The following is a 15,254-nucleotide window of genomic DNA, read 5'->3' on the forward strand; positions in this document are numbered from 1 at the left end:
CCAGCAGCCCGGCTGCATCGCCTACGAACTGCACGAAGACCTGACGCAGCCTGGCAAGGTGCTGTTCTACGAACGCTGGGCCGACCGCTCCGCCTGGGAAAACCACATCGCCGGTTCCCATAGCGTCGCCTTCCGCGCCCAGGCGGGCGACTGGATTGGCGACTTCGAGTTGCTGCAAATGCGCCAGGTGGCCTGAACCCGTCCTCAAAGCCTGTTCTGCGGTTTCAAAGAAAATAAGCCTCCAGCGCAGATAGTACCTGCGCACACAGCTATATTTTAAATAGCATGCTCAGGCGCGTGCGGGTTGGCTGCTGGCTTTGGCTGCCGACTTGGCGAACAGGATCGCCGTGGCCGCCACCAGGCAGGCCGCGCCTGCCACGTACAGCGCCGGGGTGTACGAGAACATCACGGTGCGCGTCAGCCCGGCCCCGTAGGCCGCGACCGCGCTGCCCAGCTGGTGGCCCGCAAACACCCAGCCGAAGATCATGCCCGCGCGCTCTTTGCTGAAGTGGGCGCTGACCAGTTTCACCGTGGGCGGTACGGTGGCCACCCAGTCCAGCCCGTAGAACATGGCGAACAGCGACAGGACGTACAGCGTGAACTCCGAATGCGGCAGCCAAAACAGCGACAGCCCGCGCAGGCCGTAGTACCAGAACAGCAGTTTGCGGTTGTCATACCGGTCGGACAGCCAGCCGGACAGGATGGTGCCCACAAAGTCGAAGCCGCCAATCATCGCCAGCACCGAGGCCGCCGGCAGAGCCGCCAGGCCGTAGTCGCCGCAGAGTGAAATAAAGTGCGTCTGGATCAGACCGCTGGTGCTCAGGCCGCAGACGAAGAAAGTTCCAAACAAGACCCAGAAGGTGGCGCTTTTAGAGACGCTGCCCAGTACGCTCAGCGGCTCCATGAAGCCCAGGCGCTTGGTTGGCAGGGGTGCGTCGGGTACGTCGGGATTCGCCCCAAAGGCGCGCAGCCCCAGGTCTTGCGGGCGGTTGCGGATGAAGCAAAACGCCAACAGCGCCACCAGCAGGCAGGTGGTGAACACCGGCGTGATGGCCACGCGCCAGCCGTAGCGCTCGATCAGCCAGGCTGCCAGCGGCAAAAACACCAGTTGCCCGGTGGCCGAGCTGGCTGTCAGCATGCCCAGTACCAGGCCGCGGCGCTGGTCAAACCAGCGGGTGGCGACCACCGCACCCAGCACCAGCGCCGTCATGCCCGAACCGACGCCCAGCAGCACGCCCCACAGCAGCACCAGTTGCCACAGCGCCGTCATTTGCGTGGCCAGCAGCAGGCCGCTGGCCACCAGGACCAGCGCGGTGCAGATGATGGTGCGCAGGCCGTAACGCTCCATCAAGATGGCCGCAAACGGCCCCATCAGCCCGAACAGCATGAAGCGCAAGGCCATGGCGCTGGAGATCTGGTCGGTGCTCCAGCCGAACTCTTTGCTCAGGGGTTGCAAGAACGCACCGGGCAGACCCAGCGCCGCCGACGAGCTGAGCATGGTCAAAAACACGATGGCCAGAATGGCCCACGAAAAGTGGATGCCCCGGCGCTGCAGCCAGAGGGAAACGGGTTGTGCAAACATGGTTTTAAACTTTGGAGGAGGTGGGGGCAGTTGCGGAGATGGTGGCCAGCAGGTGTTCGCGCGCGGCGTTCAGCAGTTCATCCGACAGCGCGTCGCCCTGGGTGGCCCGGGCCAGCACCAGCGCGCCGACCAGGGTGGAGAGCTGCGCCAGAGACTGGCTGCGGTCGATGGCCGGGTCGCCGGTGTTTTGCAGCGGCAGCAGCACCGACAGCAGCCTGTGGGTGCCCGCCAGGTAGGCCGCGCGGATGGGCTTGTCGGCAGGCTCCCGCGCGACATCCCCGGCCAGCGAGGGCAACGGGCAACCGGTGCCCACATCATCGCGGCTTTGCGGGGTGAGGTAGGCCTGGACGATGGCGCCGAGGGCGGCGGCCGGGTCGGGTTGGGCGGCGGCGCGCTGGGTCCAGCGGGCGGTGGATTGTTCAAAAGCCTGCGCACAGGCCACGGCGGCCAGCGCGTCTTTGGAGGCAAAGTGGCCGTAGAAGCCACCGTGCGTCAGCCCCACCTCGGCCATCAGATCGGCCAGGCTCAGGCCCTGGATGCCCCGGCTGCGGAACAGGCGCGCGGCGGCGGCTTCGATGGCGAGGCGGTTGCTGTCGGTCTGGGCGCGTGAAACACGGGGCATGCGGGGTCCTGCGGTGGTTCAATAGATTTTAGGTGTCATGAATAATAGATGTCAATAAAAATCTATTTTATGGAATATTTATAGAAAATAAGCCTTCAGCGCATATTCCACCTGCGCTGGCAGCTATGTTTACGATAGTAAGCAGGCGAAAAAAAAGACCGCACAAGGCGGTCTTTTTGGGGGGGGCGCCACAGCGCGGTTTAGCGCCAGTAGCGGCCACCGCGTTGGTAGCCAAAGTTCAGCTCCACGCCAATCGGTATGGCCGGGCGGTAGTAGGGCACGGCTTGCACGACTACCGGGGCGGCTACGTAGGCGGGCTCGGGCTGGTAGTAGTCGCCCGAGATCACCTGCTGCTGCACGGGCGCACGCACCGGCGGCATAGCGCTGCTACCCATGGGCGTGACTTGCAGCGCGATAGTCGGGCCGGGATCGTTGGGCAGGGTGGTGGTGTACTGCTTGCCCGCGTATTCGTAGACCACGTTGTAGCCTGCGTTGCGGCTCTCAAAGAAAGTCTGGGTGCTGCAGTTTTGCACCGTTTGCAACTGGGGCTGGCTGGGGGCTTCGATGCTGTTGCCCAGAATGGCCCCGCCCACGATGCCCAGCATGGTGGCCGCCGCGCGGCCGCTGCCGCCGCCGATGGCATTGCCCATGGCACCACCGGCGATGCCGCCCATCAACGCGCCCGCACCCGAGGTTTGCGGCTGCACCGCCACCTGCTGGTTGCTACACACCTGGCGAGGCACGCTGACCTGCTGCTGGATGGGGGTGCTGGAGATCACCCGCCCGGTTTCCTGGGCGGCCGCGTAGCCTGTGACCAGGGTCAAGGCGCTGAGGAGTAGGATTTTTTTCATGGTGATGATTAAACGCCTATGGGCCTGAAAAGTTTCAGGCTTTACCGCATCGTTTCAAATGTTCTACAGAAAAATTTATACCAAAAGTGCCTCTGGCGCAGGTGCTATCTACGCTGGCAGCTATAGCTTTGATAGTTCTTTGAAAACCGCGTGTGCGGCGGCGACGGTGGCCGCAATATCGTCCGCCGTGTGGGCGGCGCTGACAAACCCGGCCTCGTACAGCGCCGGTGCGATATACACGCCCCGGTCTAGCAGGCCGTGGAACAGGTGGTTGAAACGCGGGCCGCTGGTTTTCATCACCTGCGGGTAGTTTTGCGGCAGGGTGTCGAGCAAGAAAAAGCCGAACATGCCGCCCTCAGAGTCGCTGCTGAAGGCCACGCCTTCGGCATCGGCAGCCGCTTGCAAGCCGCTGACCAGCGACTGGGTGCTGGCCGACAAGGCTTCAAAAAAGCCGGGTTTGCGGATTTCGCGCAGCGTGGCCAGCCCGCAGGCGGTGGCCACCGGGTTGCCCGACAGCGTGCCCGCCTGGTAGACCGTGCCCAGCGGGGCCAGGTGCTCCATCACCGCGCGCGAGCCGCCAAACGCCGCCAGCGGCATGCCGCCGCCAATCACCTTGCCCAGCACCGTCATGTCGGGGGCAAAGCCGGGGATGTCGCGGGCGTAGACGCTTTGGGCGCTGCCCAGGGCCACGCGGAAACCGGTCATCACTTCGTCGAAGACCAGCAGGGCGCCGTATTGGGTGCAGAGTTCGCGGCAGCGCTGCATAAACGGCACGCTGGCGCGCACAAAGTTCATATTGCCCGCGATGGGCTCGATCATCAGGCAGGCGATGTCTTTGCCGTGCAGGGCAAAGGCTTCTTCGAGCTGGGCGATGTGGTTGTACTCCAGCACCAGGGTGTGCTGCACCACTTCGGGCGGCACGCCGGCGCTGGTGGCGCTGCCAAAGGTGGCCAGGCCGGACCCGGCCTTGACCAGCAATGCATCGGCATGGCCGTGGTAGCAGCCTTCGAACTTGATGATCTTGTTGCGGCCCGTGGCACCGCGCGCCAGGCGGATGGTGCTCATGGCGGCTTCGGTGCCGGAGCTGACCAGGCGCAGCATCTCCATGGACGGCACCAGCGACAAAATTTCTTCGGCCAACTCGACCTCGCGCTCGGTGGGCGCGCCGAACGAAAAGCCGTCGAGCAAGGCTTTTTGCACGGCTTCGACCACCGCCGGGTGGCCGTGGCCCAGGATCATCGGGCCCCAGGAGCCGATGTAGTCGGTGTAGCGCTGGCCGTTGGCATCCCAAAAGTAGGCACCCTGGGCGCGTTGCACAAAGCGCGGCGTGCCGCCCACGGCCTTGAAGGCACGCACGGGGGAGTTCACGCCGCCGGGGATGACCTTGGTGGCGCGGTCGAATAGTTGCTGGTTCAGGTCAGTGTCGGGTTTCATTGGGGGCCTCAAGTGCGGCAATCGCGCGCAGGGTTTCTTCGTCCAGGGGGGCATCGGGGTCGGAGCCGTCGTCGGGCGCGTCGTCATCTTCGGGCTGGGCCCAGAACATGCGGTCGGGCAGGATGTGGCCCATGCCGGGGCGGAAACCGCCGTCCAGGCAGCGGTCGAGGTAGCTCATGGCTTCATTGGTGGCCTCGGCCAGGTCGCTGCCGCTGGCCAGCAGGGCGGCCAGCGCGGCCGACAGGGTTTCGCCCGCGCCGGTGAAGACAGCTTCAAACAGCTCGAACTTTTCGCTGACCAGCACGGCCTGCGGGCTGGTCAGCACGTTTTCCACATGCTGGTCGGGCAGCGGGATGCCGGTGACCAGGGTGTAGGGCACGCCCATGGCGGATGCGGCCTTGGCGATGTCGCGCGGCGTGGGGTTGCGCTCGCCGCTCCAGTCGGGCAGCAGCCAGCGGCGCAGGGTGCTGTGGTTGCCCACCAGCACCGTGGTTTGCGGCAGCATCAGCTCGCGGAAGGCATCTAGGTAGTCTTCGATCTTGTCCTCGTCCCACCAGGATAGGTTGGGCATGTAGGCCACGACCGGCACGTCGGCGTAGTCGGAGGTGAGTTCGGCAATTGCGCTGATGTTTTCTGGGCTGCCCACAAAGCCGACTTTGAAAACCTGCACGGCAATGTCTTCCAGCACGGCGCGGGCCTGCTCGGTGACGGCTTCTTCGTCGAAGCAGAAGTGTTCAAAAATCTCGCCGGTATCACGGGCATAGGCGCCGGTGACCACGGGTAGGGCATGGCCGCCCACCGATGCAATGGCGGTGGTGTCGGCGGCCAGGCCGCCTGCGCCGCTAGGGTCGCTGGCGTTGAAGACCATGACGCAGGCCGGGCCTTCGAGCTCATCTTCGGCCTCTTCGGCAGCTTCGGGTGCGTTGGAATCATCGACCAGATCGTCGGCGGGAGGATTTTTGGGGGGAGTTGGGGAAGTCATGGGCCTAAATCGGCTTGGGCCGCGTACAAAATGGTCAAGGCAATAATCTGCGTCTATACAATCTGTTTCATTCTATTCCGAAGGCTTTTTACGCTGTGACTGACTCTAAAACTTGGATGTGCCTGATTTGTGGCTGGATTTATGACGAAGCCACGGGTGACCCCGACTCGGGCATTGCCGCCGGGACCGTGTGGGCCGATGTGCCCATGAACTGGACCTGTCCCGAATGCGGTGCCCGTAAAGAAGATTTCGAGATGGTCCAACTTTGATGCGCGGCGACCGTCCGCGTCGTCCTTGTTCCTGGAGACTTGTGCTGCCCCGGGCTGCACAAGTCGCTTCAAATAGGAGAGGTGCCACGTGAGTACGCTTGCCACGACGTTCAAAGTCCTTGTGGTGGACGACAGCAACACGATACGTCGCAGTGCTGAAATCTTCCTGAAACAAGGCGGGCATGAGGTGTTGTTGGCCGAGGACGGCTTTGATGCCCTGTCCAAGATCAACGACCACCAGCCGCAGCTGATTTTTTGCGACATCCTGATGCCCAAGCTGGATGGCTACCAGACTTGCGCCATCATCAAACGCAACCCCAAATTTGCGTCCATCCCGGTGGTCATGCTGTCGTCCAAAGACGGCGTGTTTGACAAGGCCCGGGGCCGCATGGTGGGCTCGCAAGACTATTTGACCAAACCGTTTACCAAAGACCAGTTGCTCCATGCGGTGCAGCAGTTTGGTGCCGCCTTGCAAGGAACCATTTGATGCCTATCCACAACGTGCTGATCGTGGACGATTCCAAGACCGAGCTGATGTACCTGACCGACTTGCTGGAAAAAAACGGCATGTCGGTGCGCACCGCGGAAAACGCCGACGAGGCATTTCGCCGCCTGGCCGAGCTCAAGCCCGACCTGATCCTGATGGACGTGGTGATGCCAGGGCAAAACGGCTTCCAGCTGACCCGCACCATCAGCCGCAACCCCGAGTTTGCCGACGTGCCCATCATCATGTGTACCAGCAAAAACCAGGAAACCGACCGCGTCTGGGGCATGCGCCAAGGGGCCCGCGACTACATCACCAAGCCGGTGAATGCTGCCGAGCTGAAGGCCAAAATCAGCGCCCTGAAATAAGGCAGCGGCACCTATGGCGAACCGCGAAGCACTCCGAGAACTGCAAACCCGATTGGCCTCCCGCCTGCAAGCGGCCCGCAGCGAAGGGCTGTCGGTGCGCTGGCTGGCCGCCCATGTCGGTGGGGCGCGTTACCTGTTTCCGCTGGCCCAGTGCGGCGAGATTTTTCCGTGGACCCCGGTACAGCCTGCGGCCTACACCCAGGCTTGGTTCATGGGCGTGGCGAATTTGCGCGGCGGCCTGTGCGGCGTGGTCGATTTGGTACGCTTTATGGCACCCGACAGGCCCGCGGCCCGCAACGATGCCGCCTTGTCCGAGTGCAGTTTGCTGTCCTTCAATGCAGGCATGGAGCTCAATTGCGCGCTGTTGGTAGACCAGCTCAGTGGCCTGCGCGGCCTCGATTCATTTACCACATCGGCACCGGCGGCGGAGGCTGCCCCCCCTTATTTTGGCCCCGTCCACACTGACGCGGCCGGTCTGCCATGGCAGGAAATCAACCTGCTGAGCCTGTCCCAACTTCCTTCTTTTCTGAGCATCAGTGCTTAGGGCCCCCTAGAAAGCTGCACCATGCCTGCTGTTGACGACAAGAATTTCCCCCACGCAACGCTAGACCAGTCGGAGGACACCGACACCGTGGCCGACTACCCTGAACGCTCCGGTGCATCCGCACGGTCCACTGCGGATTTCAGCGAAAGCCGCTTTGTCAGCGCACACGTGCCGGATGCGGCCGACGAATGGGTGGCGCTGCCCTTGCTGGGCAGCCGGCGCATCACAGCCCACCAGCGGATTCTGGCGGTGGTGATGGGGGCGGCCTTGATGGTACTGGCGGTGGGCGCCGTATGGGCTTTACAACGCGCCGACACCGTAGCGCAGCAACTGGCCGCCACCGGCCAGGCCCTGATGCAGTCGCAGCGCCTGGCCAAATCGGTATCGCAAGCCCTGGTGGGCAGTACCGCTGCGTTTGCCGACGTGGCCGAAAGCGCCGGCGTGCTGGCCAAGAACGTACGTGGCCTGCAAGCCGGTGACGAGCGTTTGCGCGCGGTGAACGCCGATGCCCAGACCGATATCGCCAAAATCACCCCCCTGATGGAGCGCGCTGAAAAGAATGCCGCCACCGTCATGGGCCAGCAAAAAATCCTGACCCAGGTGGGCGCTGCGCTGCACACCATCAACCGCCAGTCGTCCGATTTGCTGGAAATCGCCGAAACCATCGCCTCGTTCAAATTGCAGCAGGCTGCCAGCCCCACCGAGATTTCGGCGGCAGGCCAGTTGGTGATGCTGACCCAGCGCATCGGCAAGTCGGCGAACGAATTCCAGACCATGGAAGGTGTCAGCCCCGAGGCGGTTTTCTTGCTAGGCAAAGACTTGAATTCGTTCAAGGAAATCACCCAGGGTCTGCTGGATGGCAGCCCGGAACTGCGTTTGGGTGCGGCCAAAGATGCGGCCACCCGCGAACAGCTCAATGCCTTGCTCAAGCTGTACGACGAAACACGCACCCAGGCCGGTGCCATTCTGGGTAATTTGCAAGGCTTGGTTTCGGCCCGTGAGGCGCAAACCGCCGTGGTGGCCGACAGCGAGCCGCTGCGCCGTCAACTGGAAGAATTGCAAGACAAGCTGTCGTCGCAAACCGGCTTGGGCCTGGTAGCCATCGTGGTGATGGTGCTGTCGGCACTGCTGGCGCTGGCCTGCGCGGCCGGTTTGGCCGCCGTGCAACTGCGCGGTAGCCGCAAACGCCAAGCCACGGCCGAAATGCAGCGTCTGGATGCCGAGTCGTCGCAACAAGGTACCAAGCGCGTCAACGATGCCAACCAGGCGGCCATTTTGCGGTTGATGAACGAGTTGCAGGCAGTGGCCGAGGGCGATTTGACCCAGCAAGCCACGGTGACCGAAGACATCACCGGTGCGATTGCCGATTCGGTGAACTACACCGTGGAAGAGCTCCGCGCCCTGGTGGGCAGCGTGCAAAACACGGCCACCCAGGTGGCCCAAACCACGGCGCAGGTGGACAGCACCTCGACCGAGCTGCTGGCCGCATCGACCGAGCAATTGCGGGAAATCCGCGAAACCGGTCGCTCGGTGCTGGACATGGCTTCGCGCATTAACGAGGTTTCCACCCAGGCGCAAGAGTCGGCCACGGTGGCGCGCCAATCGCTGCAAGCCGCTGACTCGGGCCTGCAAGCGGTGCAAAACGCCATCGGCGGCATGAACTCCATCCGCGACCAGATCCAGGAAACCTCCAAGCGCATCAAGCGTCTGGGCGAATCGTCGCAAGAGATTGGCGAAATCACCGAGCTGATCTCCGACATTACCGAGCAAACCAATGTGCTGGCGCTGAACGCCGCTATCCAGGCCGCATCGGCAGGCGAGGCCGGACGCGGCTTTTCGGTGGTGGCCGAAGAAGTGCAGCGGCTGGCCGAGCGGTCGGCCGATGCAACGCGCCAGATTGCCGCGCTGGTGAAGGCCATCCAGACCGACACCCAGGATGCCGTGGCCGCCATGGAGCGTTCCACCCAGGGTGTGGTGGCCGGCGCCGCCTTGTCCGACAGCGCCGGTACGGCCCTGACCGAGATCGACCATGTGTCGCGCCGCCTGGCCGAGCTGATCGAACAGATTTCGCAAGCCACCTCCCGCGAGGCCGAAAAAGCCAACGTGGTGGCCGACAACATCCAACACATTTTTGCGGTGACCGAGCAGACCGGTGAAGGCACGCGGACCACCGCCGCCCAGGTGCGGGAGCTGTCCCAGATGGCCGAAGAATTGCGCTTGTCGGTGGCCCGGTTCAAAATCAAGTAAGCCACCATGCTGTTGTCGCCCCCTGCTGCCACAGACACTTTTATGTCCACTCCCGCATCTACCACCGAAGATGCGCACGAACACGACCTGGGCCCGCTGGCCTGGGTGCTGGACGAACTGCGTAAAACCCTGGATGTCGCCGTTAAATCCCTCAAGCGCTATGTGCGCGAGGCCGATGCATCGCAGGCCGCCGGTTTCGCCGTGCCCGATACCAGCCACTTGGCTGCCGCACTCCAGCAATTGCACCTGACCGTGGGCGCGCTGGAGATGGTGGGCATGATGCCGCCGTCGCTACTGCTGCGCGCCATGGAATCGGCGGTCGCCAAATGCCTGGGCAACCCTAGTCTGTGCACCCCGGAGGCCGTGGACAAGATCGAACGGGCCAGTTTTGCCGTGGTGGACTACCTGGAAGCCGTGTTGGCCAGCAAACCGGTGTCGTCGGTGGGCCTGTTCCCGCAGTACCGCGAAGTGCAGGCGCTGGCCGGTGTGACCCAGGTGCATCCGGCCGATCTGTGGCCCATGGAGGCACATTGGCGCGATGTTGCCGTGGTCGAACCGGTGCCGCCGCTGGCCTATGCACCTGCGCTGCGGGCGCGGCTCGACCAGTGCGTGTTGAAGGTCGTAAAGACCGGCGACCCGGTAGCCGCCCAGGAACTGGTCGGCATCTGTCTGGGCTTTGCCCAGCACCAGCAGCGCCAGCCTGAGCAGGTGTTCTGGAGTATTGCTGCCGCGTATTTTGAAGCGCTGTCGCTGGGGCTTTTTGCGCCAGACGTGTATTCCAAGCGGATTGCTTCGCGGGTCTTGACCCAGTATGCCGCGCTGGCCAAGGGCGATGCCGCCATCACCCCGCGTCTGGTGCAGGACATGCTGTTTTTCTGCGCCCAGGCCGTGCCGGTGCAGGCCGCCGATGCGCCCACGCTGGCCGCAGTGCGCCAGGCCTACGGCTTGCAGCGGCATGCGCCGATCGACTACGAAATGCGGCCCTTTGGCCGGTTTGACCCGGCTTTGCTGGCGCAAGCACGCAAGCGGCTGGCCGCAGCGGCCGAAACCTGGTCGGCCCTGGCCGGAGGCGACACGCACCGCTTCAAGCCCGCCCTTGACCAGTTCGCCATGGTGGGCGAATCATTGACCAAGTTGCATCCCGGCAGCGCAGTGCTGGCGCAGGCTCTGACGCAGGCGGTCGAGTCCACGGTGCGCTCCAAGGCCCCGCCTTCGGCCGCACTGGGTATGGAAGTCGCCACCTCGGTGCTGTACCTGGAGGCCGCGTTTGAAGAGCTGGACCAGGCCGATGCCGAGTTGGCCGAACGCGCCACCCTGCTGGCCGAACGCTTGACGGTGGTGGGGCAGGGCGGAAACCCCGAGCCGCTGGCCCCGTGGATGGAAGAGCTTTACCACCGCGTCAGCGACCGGCAAACCATGGGCAGCGTGGTCGATGAGCTGCGCCACACCCTGGCCGAGGTGGAGCAGGCGCTGGACCAGTTTTTCCGCACCCCGCGTGAGAAAGTGCCGCTGTCCAAGGTGGCCCACCAACTCACGCAAATGCGCGGTGTGCTGTCAGTGCTAGGCCTGGACCAGGCCTCGCACGCCGTCATGCGCATGCGCGAAACGGTCGATGGCTACATGGCCGACGACCTGGCCGACCCGGTTGCCCAAGCCGCCAGCTTTGACAAGCTGGGCAACAGCCTGGGGGCCCTGGGTTTCCTGATCGACATGCTGGGCTACCAGCGTGCCCTGGCCAAGAAATTGTTTTCCTATGATGAAGTGGCGGGCGAATTCAAATTGGCCATGGGCCGCAGCAAGGTCTCGGCTGCAGATTCCGTGCAAGCGCCGTACCAGGATGAACTAGAAGAACGCGCCCATGTGGCCGAACTGGCGGCCGAGTCGGCCCCAGAGGCCGAGGTGCCCCTACCGCTGCTGGATACCGCGCCAATGGCTCTTTCCGAGCTGCCCCAGGTACTGGACCTGGACCTGGACCTGGCGACCGGCCCCGCACCGCTGGAGCCTGCCGCCCCCTTGCCCACGCCTGCGCCCGCCGAGGCCCTGGAGCCGGTGTTGTCGGTGCAGCTGGAGCCCGTGTTGGAGCCCGAGTTCACCCTGACTGCCGCCACGCCCGACCAAGGGCGTGTGACCAAAGTCACGGCCGTCCCCGAGCCCGCAGTGCCTGCGGTGTCCATTGATGCTACCGACGACGATGCCGAGCTGCTGGACATCTTTTTGGACGAAGCCCGCGAGGTGGTGCAAACCGGCCTGGCTGCCGTGGCGGCGCTGGTCGCCGAACCCAATGGTGTGGGGCCGCAAATTACGCTGCGCCGCGCCTTTCATACCCTCAAGGGCAGCGCCCGGATGGTCGGGCTGTCTGAATTCGGCGAAGCCAGTTGGGCCATGGAGCAAATGGTCAACGGCTGGCTGGCCGAACAAAGCCCCGCCCACCCCGATTTGCTGCAGGTCGCCAGCGATGCTCTGAACGCCTTTGCTTTGTGGGTAGAAGACATTGCCGTCGGTGCGGCAGGCCATTGGCGCGCCCAGCCGTTCCGTGCGTCTGCCGATGCCCGTCGGCTGGAGCTGCGCCATCTGCCGTTGGCCGTGCCCCAAGCCTTGGCCGACGTGATCGCGCCCGAGCCCCAGCCAGTACCAGAACCTGAGGAATTGCCTCCTGTGCCTGCGCCGGTGCTGGAGCCTGCGATGGAAGACACCGTGGAGCCCGTGGTCGAAGAATTTGCGGCAGTGGCGCTGCCAGAGCCAGAACCCGAATCTGAACCTGTACCTGTACCTGTACCCGAAGTGCTCGCCGAAGCAGTCGCCGCAGCGGTGCCCGAGCCCCTACCCGAAGCGACACCTGAGCCTGCACCCGAAGAAACAGCTGCCGATGCCGCCCCGCTGGACACCCCCGGGCTGGATGAAGCCACCAAGGTCATTGGCCCGCTGCGCATCGGCATTCCGCTGTACAACGTCTACCTGAACGAGGCTGATGAATGGTCACGCCGTTTGCTGACCGAACTCAGCGAATGGTCGCTTGAGCTGCACCAGCCGCTGCCGGATTCGACCGTCTCCCTGGCGCATTCGCTGGCGGGTAGCTCGGCCACGGTGGGCTTCCAGGCGCTATCGCAGATGGCCCGGGCGCTGGAATCGGCGCTGGAACATGTGCAGCTGCTGCACCAAGGCACGCCCCAACACGCGCAGATATTTACCGATGCGGCCGAAGACATCCGCCGCCTATTGCACCAGTTTGCGGCCGGTTTCCTCAAAGAGCCCAACCCCAGCGTGCTGCAAGCCTTGCGTGACTTGCTGGAAGACGCTTCTGCCGCCATCCCCTTGCCGGTGGCTGACGTGGCCGAGGTGCCAGAGCCGCAAGAGCAGACGGATGCCGAGGCGGACCTGGCCGATTTGGCGCTGCTGGACGCGGCCCCGGAACCCCTGGTGGCCGAGCACGCCGTCGAAGAACCCGCCGTCGCCGAAGACGTACCCGATTTCGCTGCGCCTGCGCAGTCCGACTTCGACGACGAAATCGACCTGGTGGACGTGATCGATGCCGATCTGTTCCCCATCTTTGAAGAAGAAGCTTCCGAGCTGCTGCCGCAACTGGGCGGAGCCCTGCGCCAGTGGTGGGCACGGCCCGAAAACGGCGGTGCCCGCAACGAGGTGCTGCGGGCCCTGCACACGCTCAAGGGCAGCGCCCGTTTGGCCGGTGCCTTGCGCCTGGGCGAGCTGGCCCACCGGCTGGAAACCGAGATCGAGCATCTGGGCTCAGAGCCCTTGCAATCGGCCCAGATCGAGCCTCTGCTGTCGCACTTTGATGCCTTGCAAGCCAATATGGACGGCCTGCGCCAGGTCCATCTGCGCGCACCCAGCGAGGCCGTGGCCGCCCCAGCACCCGCGCCAGAGAAGAAGGCCGAAACCTCGGCCATCATCACCCTGCTTACGCCTGCTTTGCCTGCCCCGGTGTTGCCTGCACCGCGGCTGATGGCCCACCAGTCGGTGCGCGTGCGCTCGCAGTTGCTGGACCGGCTGGTCAACCAGGCGGGCGAGGTCATCATCACCCGTACCCGGCTGGAGGCGCGGCTGTCCCAGTTGCGCGGCGCGCTGACCGATCTGACCGGCAACCTGGACCGCATGCGCGGCCATTTGCGCGACATCGAAGTGCAGGCCGAATCGCAAATGCAGTCGCGCCTGGCCTTGGCCAAAGACACGGCGCAGGGCTTTGACCCGCTGGAATTCGACCGCTTCACTCGCGTGCAAGAGCTGACCCGCATGATGGCCGAGTCGGTCAACGATGTGGGCACGGTGCAGCGCAACCTGCAGCGCACCATCGAGGGCACCGAGGACGACCTGGTGATCCAGGCCCGACAGGCCCGCGAACTGCAGCGCGACCTGCTGCGTACCCGCATGGTGGAGTTTGAAGGCATCGCCGAGCGCCTGTACGCCGTGGTGCGCCAGGCCTCCAAAGACACTGGCAAGCTCATCAAGCTGGACATCACCGGCGGCTCCATCGAGATGGACCGCGGCGTACTAGACCGCATGGCCCCGGCCTTCGAGCACCTGCTGCGCAACGCTGTGGCCCACGGTATCGAGCTGCCCGAGGTGCGTACGGCGGCGGGCAAAACCGCCATTGGCAACATCCTGGTCGAGCTGCACCACGAAGGCAACGATATCTCGGTGCGTTTTGCCGACGACGGTGCCGGGCTGGACATGGACCGCATCCGCCAAAAAGCCGTGGCCCAGGGCCTGGTGCAGGCCGATGTGGAGCTGGACCCGGCCGCCGTGGCCGACATGATTTTCCTGCCTGGCTTCTCTACCGCGGCGCAGATCACCGAGCTGGCCGGGCGTGGCATTGGCATGGACGTGGTGCGCGCCGAAGTGCTGGCCCTGGGCGGTCGCATTGAAACCATGACCGCCGCCGGGCAGGGCACCCAGTTCAAGCTGGTGTTGCCCCTGACCACGGCCGTGACGCAGGTGGTGATGCTGCGCATGGGCACGCTGTCCATCGGGGTTCCCGCCAACGTGATCGAAGTCGTGCGCCGCATGCCGCAGGCCGAACTGGCCCAGGCCTACGAGAGCCATGGGGTGGATGTGGCGGGCGAGGCGGTGCCGTTCTTTTGGGCCGGTGCCCTGCTGCAGGTGTCGCAGCACAGCGCCGAACCGCCCGGCAAAAACAGCGCAGTGGTCATCTTCCGCAGTGCGGCGCAGCGCCTGGCGCTGCATGTGGACGAAGTGCTGGGCAACCAGGAAGTGGTGGTCAAAAACCTGGGTCCCCAGTTGTCGCGTCTGCCTGGCTTGTCCGGCATGTCGGTGCTGGCATCCGGTGCGGTGGTGTTGATCTACAACCCGGTGGCCTTGTCGTCGGTCTACGGTACGCAAGCGCGCCAGTGGCAAATGGGGGTCAGCGATGCAGCACCCCTGCTGCCCACCGTGCAGCACACGCCGCTGGTGCTGGTGGTGGACGACTCCATCACCGTGCGCCGTGTCACCCAGCGCCTGCTGCAGCGCGAAGGCTACCGCGTGGCGCTGGCCAACGACGGCTTGCAGGCACTGGAGCGGCTGCGTGACGAAACGCCCGCCCTGGTGCTGTCCGATATCGAAATGCCGCGCATGGACGGCTTCGACTTGGCCCGCAACATCCGCAGCGATGCCACGCTAAAGGACCTGCCCATCATCATGATCACCTCGCGCATGGCCGAAAAGCACCGCGAACACGCCCGTGCGCTGGGTGTGAACCACTACCTCGGCAAGCCGTATCCTGAAGAAGAACTGCTGAGCCTGGTGCGGCGGTATACGGCGGTGGAGCCTGCGTAGGTAGTTGCTATTTAATTGGTAGCAGCTTGCGCAGGTGCTATATGCACTGAGGGTCTATTTTCTTTAGATTTTGGTATGTGC

At 64.2% G+C, this 15,254-nt stretch carries 12 protein-coding genes; 7 read left to right on the forward strand and 5 right to left on the reverse strand.

Features of this window, described 5'->3' with window-relative positions:
* Positions 1–196 (forward strand): putative quinol monooxygenase (locus ABI213_RS14405; protein ID WP_348027624.1); only part of this gene is annotated, 196 nt, incomplete at its 5' end.
* 93 nt (positions 197–289) lie between these two features.
* On the opposite strand, the gene ABI213_RS14410 is transcribed toward ABI213_RS14405, so the two are convergent.
* The 5 genes from ABI213_RS14410 to ABI213_RS14430 form a co-directional block, all read right to left on the reverse strand.
* Positions 290–1,582, reverse strand: a complete 1,293-nt coding sequence (locus tag ABI213_RS14410) for an MFS transporter (protein ID WP_348027626.1) — start codon at positions 1,580–1,582, stop codon at positions 290–292.
* A 4-nt stretch (positions 1,583–1,586) separates the two neighbouring features.
* Positions 1,587–2,204, reverse strand: coding sequence for a TetR/AcrR family transcriptional regulator (locus ABI213_RS14415; protein WP_348027628.1), 618 nt, complete (start codon positions 2,202–2,204; stop codon positions 1,587–1,589).
* 200 nt (positions 2,205–2,404) lie between these two features.
* A complete protein-coding gene (locus ABI213_RS14420; RefSeq protein WP_348008671.1) occupies positions 2,405–3,055 on the reverse strand; it encodes a hypothetical protein in 651 nt (216 codons plus the stop codon).
* Between the two features lie 120 nt (positions 3,056–3,175).
* Positions 3,176–4,489, reverse strand: a complete 1,314-nt coding sequence (gene hemL / locus ABI213_RS14425) for a glutamate-1-semialdehyde 2,1-aminomutase (RefSeq protein WP_348027630.1) — start codon at positions 4,487–4,489, stop codon at positions 3,176–3,178.
* Positions 4,473–5,471 carry a bifunctional hydroxymethylpyrimidine kinase/phosphomethylpyrimidine kinase gene (locus tag ABI213_RS14430; RefSeq protein ID WP_348005413.1) on the reverse strand — a complete coding sequence of 333 codons (999 nt, stop codon included), beginning with the start codon at positions 5,469–5,471 and terminating at the stop codon, positions 4,473–4,475. Before ABI213_RS14430 ends, hemL begins: the two co-directional genes overlap by 17 nt.
* A gap of 95 nt (positions 5,472–5,566) precedes the next feature.
* Here ABI213_RS14430 and ABI213_RS14435 point away from each other — a divergent pair, with 95 nt between their 5' ends.
* From ABI213_RS14435 to ABI213_RS14460, 6 genes are all read left to right on the forward strand, one after another.
* Positions 5,567–5,740 carry a rubredoxin gene (locus ABI213_RS14435; protein WP_348005414.1) on the forward strand — a complete coding sequence of 58 codons (174 nt, stop codon included), beginning with the start codon at positions 5,567–5,569 and terminating at the stop codon, positions 5,738–5,740.
* Between the two features lie 88 nt (positions 5,741–5,828).
* Positions 5,829–6,227, forward strand: a complete 399-nt coding sequence (locus ABI213_RS14440) for a response regulator (RefSeq protein ID WP_348005415.1) — start codon at positions 5,829–5,831, stop codon at positions 6,225–6,227.
* A complete protein-coding gene (locus tag ABI213_RS14445; protein WP_348005416.1) occupies positions 6,227–6,592 on the forward strand; it encodes a response regulator in 366 nt (121 codons plus the stop codon). The genes ABI213_RS14440 and ABI213_RS14445 overlap by 1 nt, the downstream gene beginning before the upstream one ends.
* A gap of 13 nt (positions 6,593–6,605) precedes the next feature.
* On the forward strand, positions 6,606–7,136 hold the full coding sequence (locus ABI213_RS14450; protein ID WP_348005417.1) for a chemotaxis protein CheW: 531 nt from the start codon (positions 6,606–6,608) through the stop codon (positions 7,134–7,136).
* Positions 7,137–7,157: 21 nt separating this feature from the next.
* On the forward strand, positions 7,158–9,383 hold the full coding sequence (locus tag ABI213_RS14455; protein ID WP_348005418.1) for a methyl-accepting chemotaxis protein: 2,226 nt from the start codon (positions 7,158–7,160) through the stop codon (positions 9,381–9,383).
* Positions 9,384–9,425: 42 nt separating this feature from the next.
* Positions 9,426–15,173: an Hpt domain-containing protein gene (locus tag ABI213_RS14460; protein WP_348005419.1), complete on the forward strand. Its 5,748-nt coding sequence runs from the start codon at positions 9,426–9,428 to the stop codon at positions 15,171–15,173.
* Positions 15,174–15,254: the final 81 nt, after the last annotated feature.

Origin of the sequence: Rhodoferax sp., assembly GCF_039922535.1 — a bacterium.
Taxonomy (GTDB): Bacteria; Pseudomonadota; Gammaproteobacteria; order Burkholderiales; family Burkholderiaceae_C; genus Rhodoferax_B.

Coding starts and splice junctions, on each gene's coding strand:
- hemL (WP_348027630.1), bottom strand. CDS start 4,489: ATGAAACCCGACACTGACCTGAACCAGCAACTATTCGACCGCGCCACC.
- ABI213_RS14445 (WP_348005416.1), top strand. CDS start 6,227: ATGCCTATCCACAACGTGCTGATCGTGGACGATTCCAAGACCGAGCTG.
- ABI213_RS14430 (WP_348005413.1), bottom strand. CDS start 5,471: ATGACTTCCCCAACTCCCCCCAAAAATCCTCCCGCCGACGATCTGGTC.
- ABI213_RS14450 (WP_348005417.1), top strand. CDS start 6,606: ATGGCGAACCGCGAAGCACTCCGAGAACTGCAAACCCGATTGGCCTCC.
- ABI213_RS14415 (WP_348027628.1), bottom strand. CDS start 2,204: ATGCCCCGTGTTTCACGCGCCCAGACCGACAGCAACCGCCTCGCCATC.
- ABI213_RS14455 (WP_348005418.1), top strand. CDS start 7,158: ATGCCTGCTGTTGACGACAAGAATTTCCCCCACGCAACGCTAGACCAG.
- ABI213_RS14420 (WP_348008671.1), bottom strand. CDS start 3,055: ATGAAAAAAATCCTACTCCTCAGCGCCTTGACCCTGGTCACAGGCTAC.
- ABI213_RS14410 (WP_348027626.1), bottom strand. CDS start 1,582: ATGTTTGCACAACCCGTTTCCCTCTGGCTGCAGCGCCGGGGCATCCAC.
- ABI213_RS14460 (WP_348005419.1), top strand. CDS start 9,426: ATGTCCACTCCCGCATCTACCACCGAAGATGCGCACGAACACGACCTG.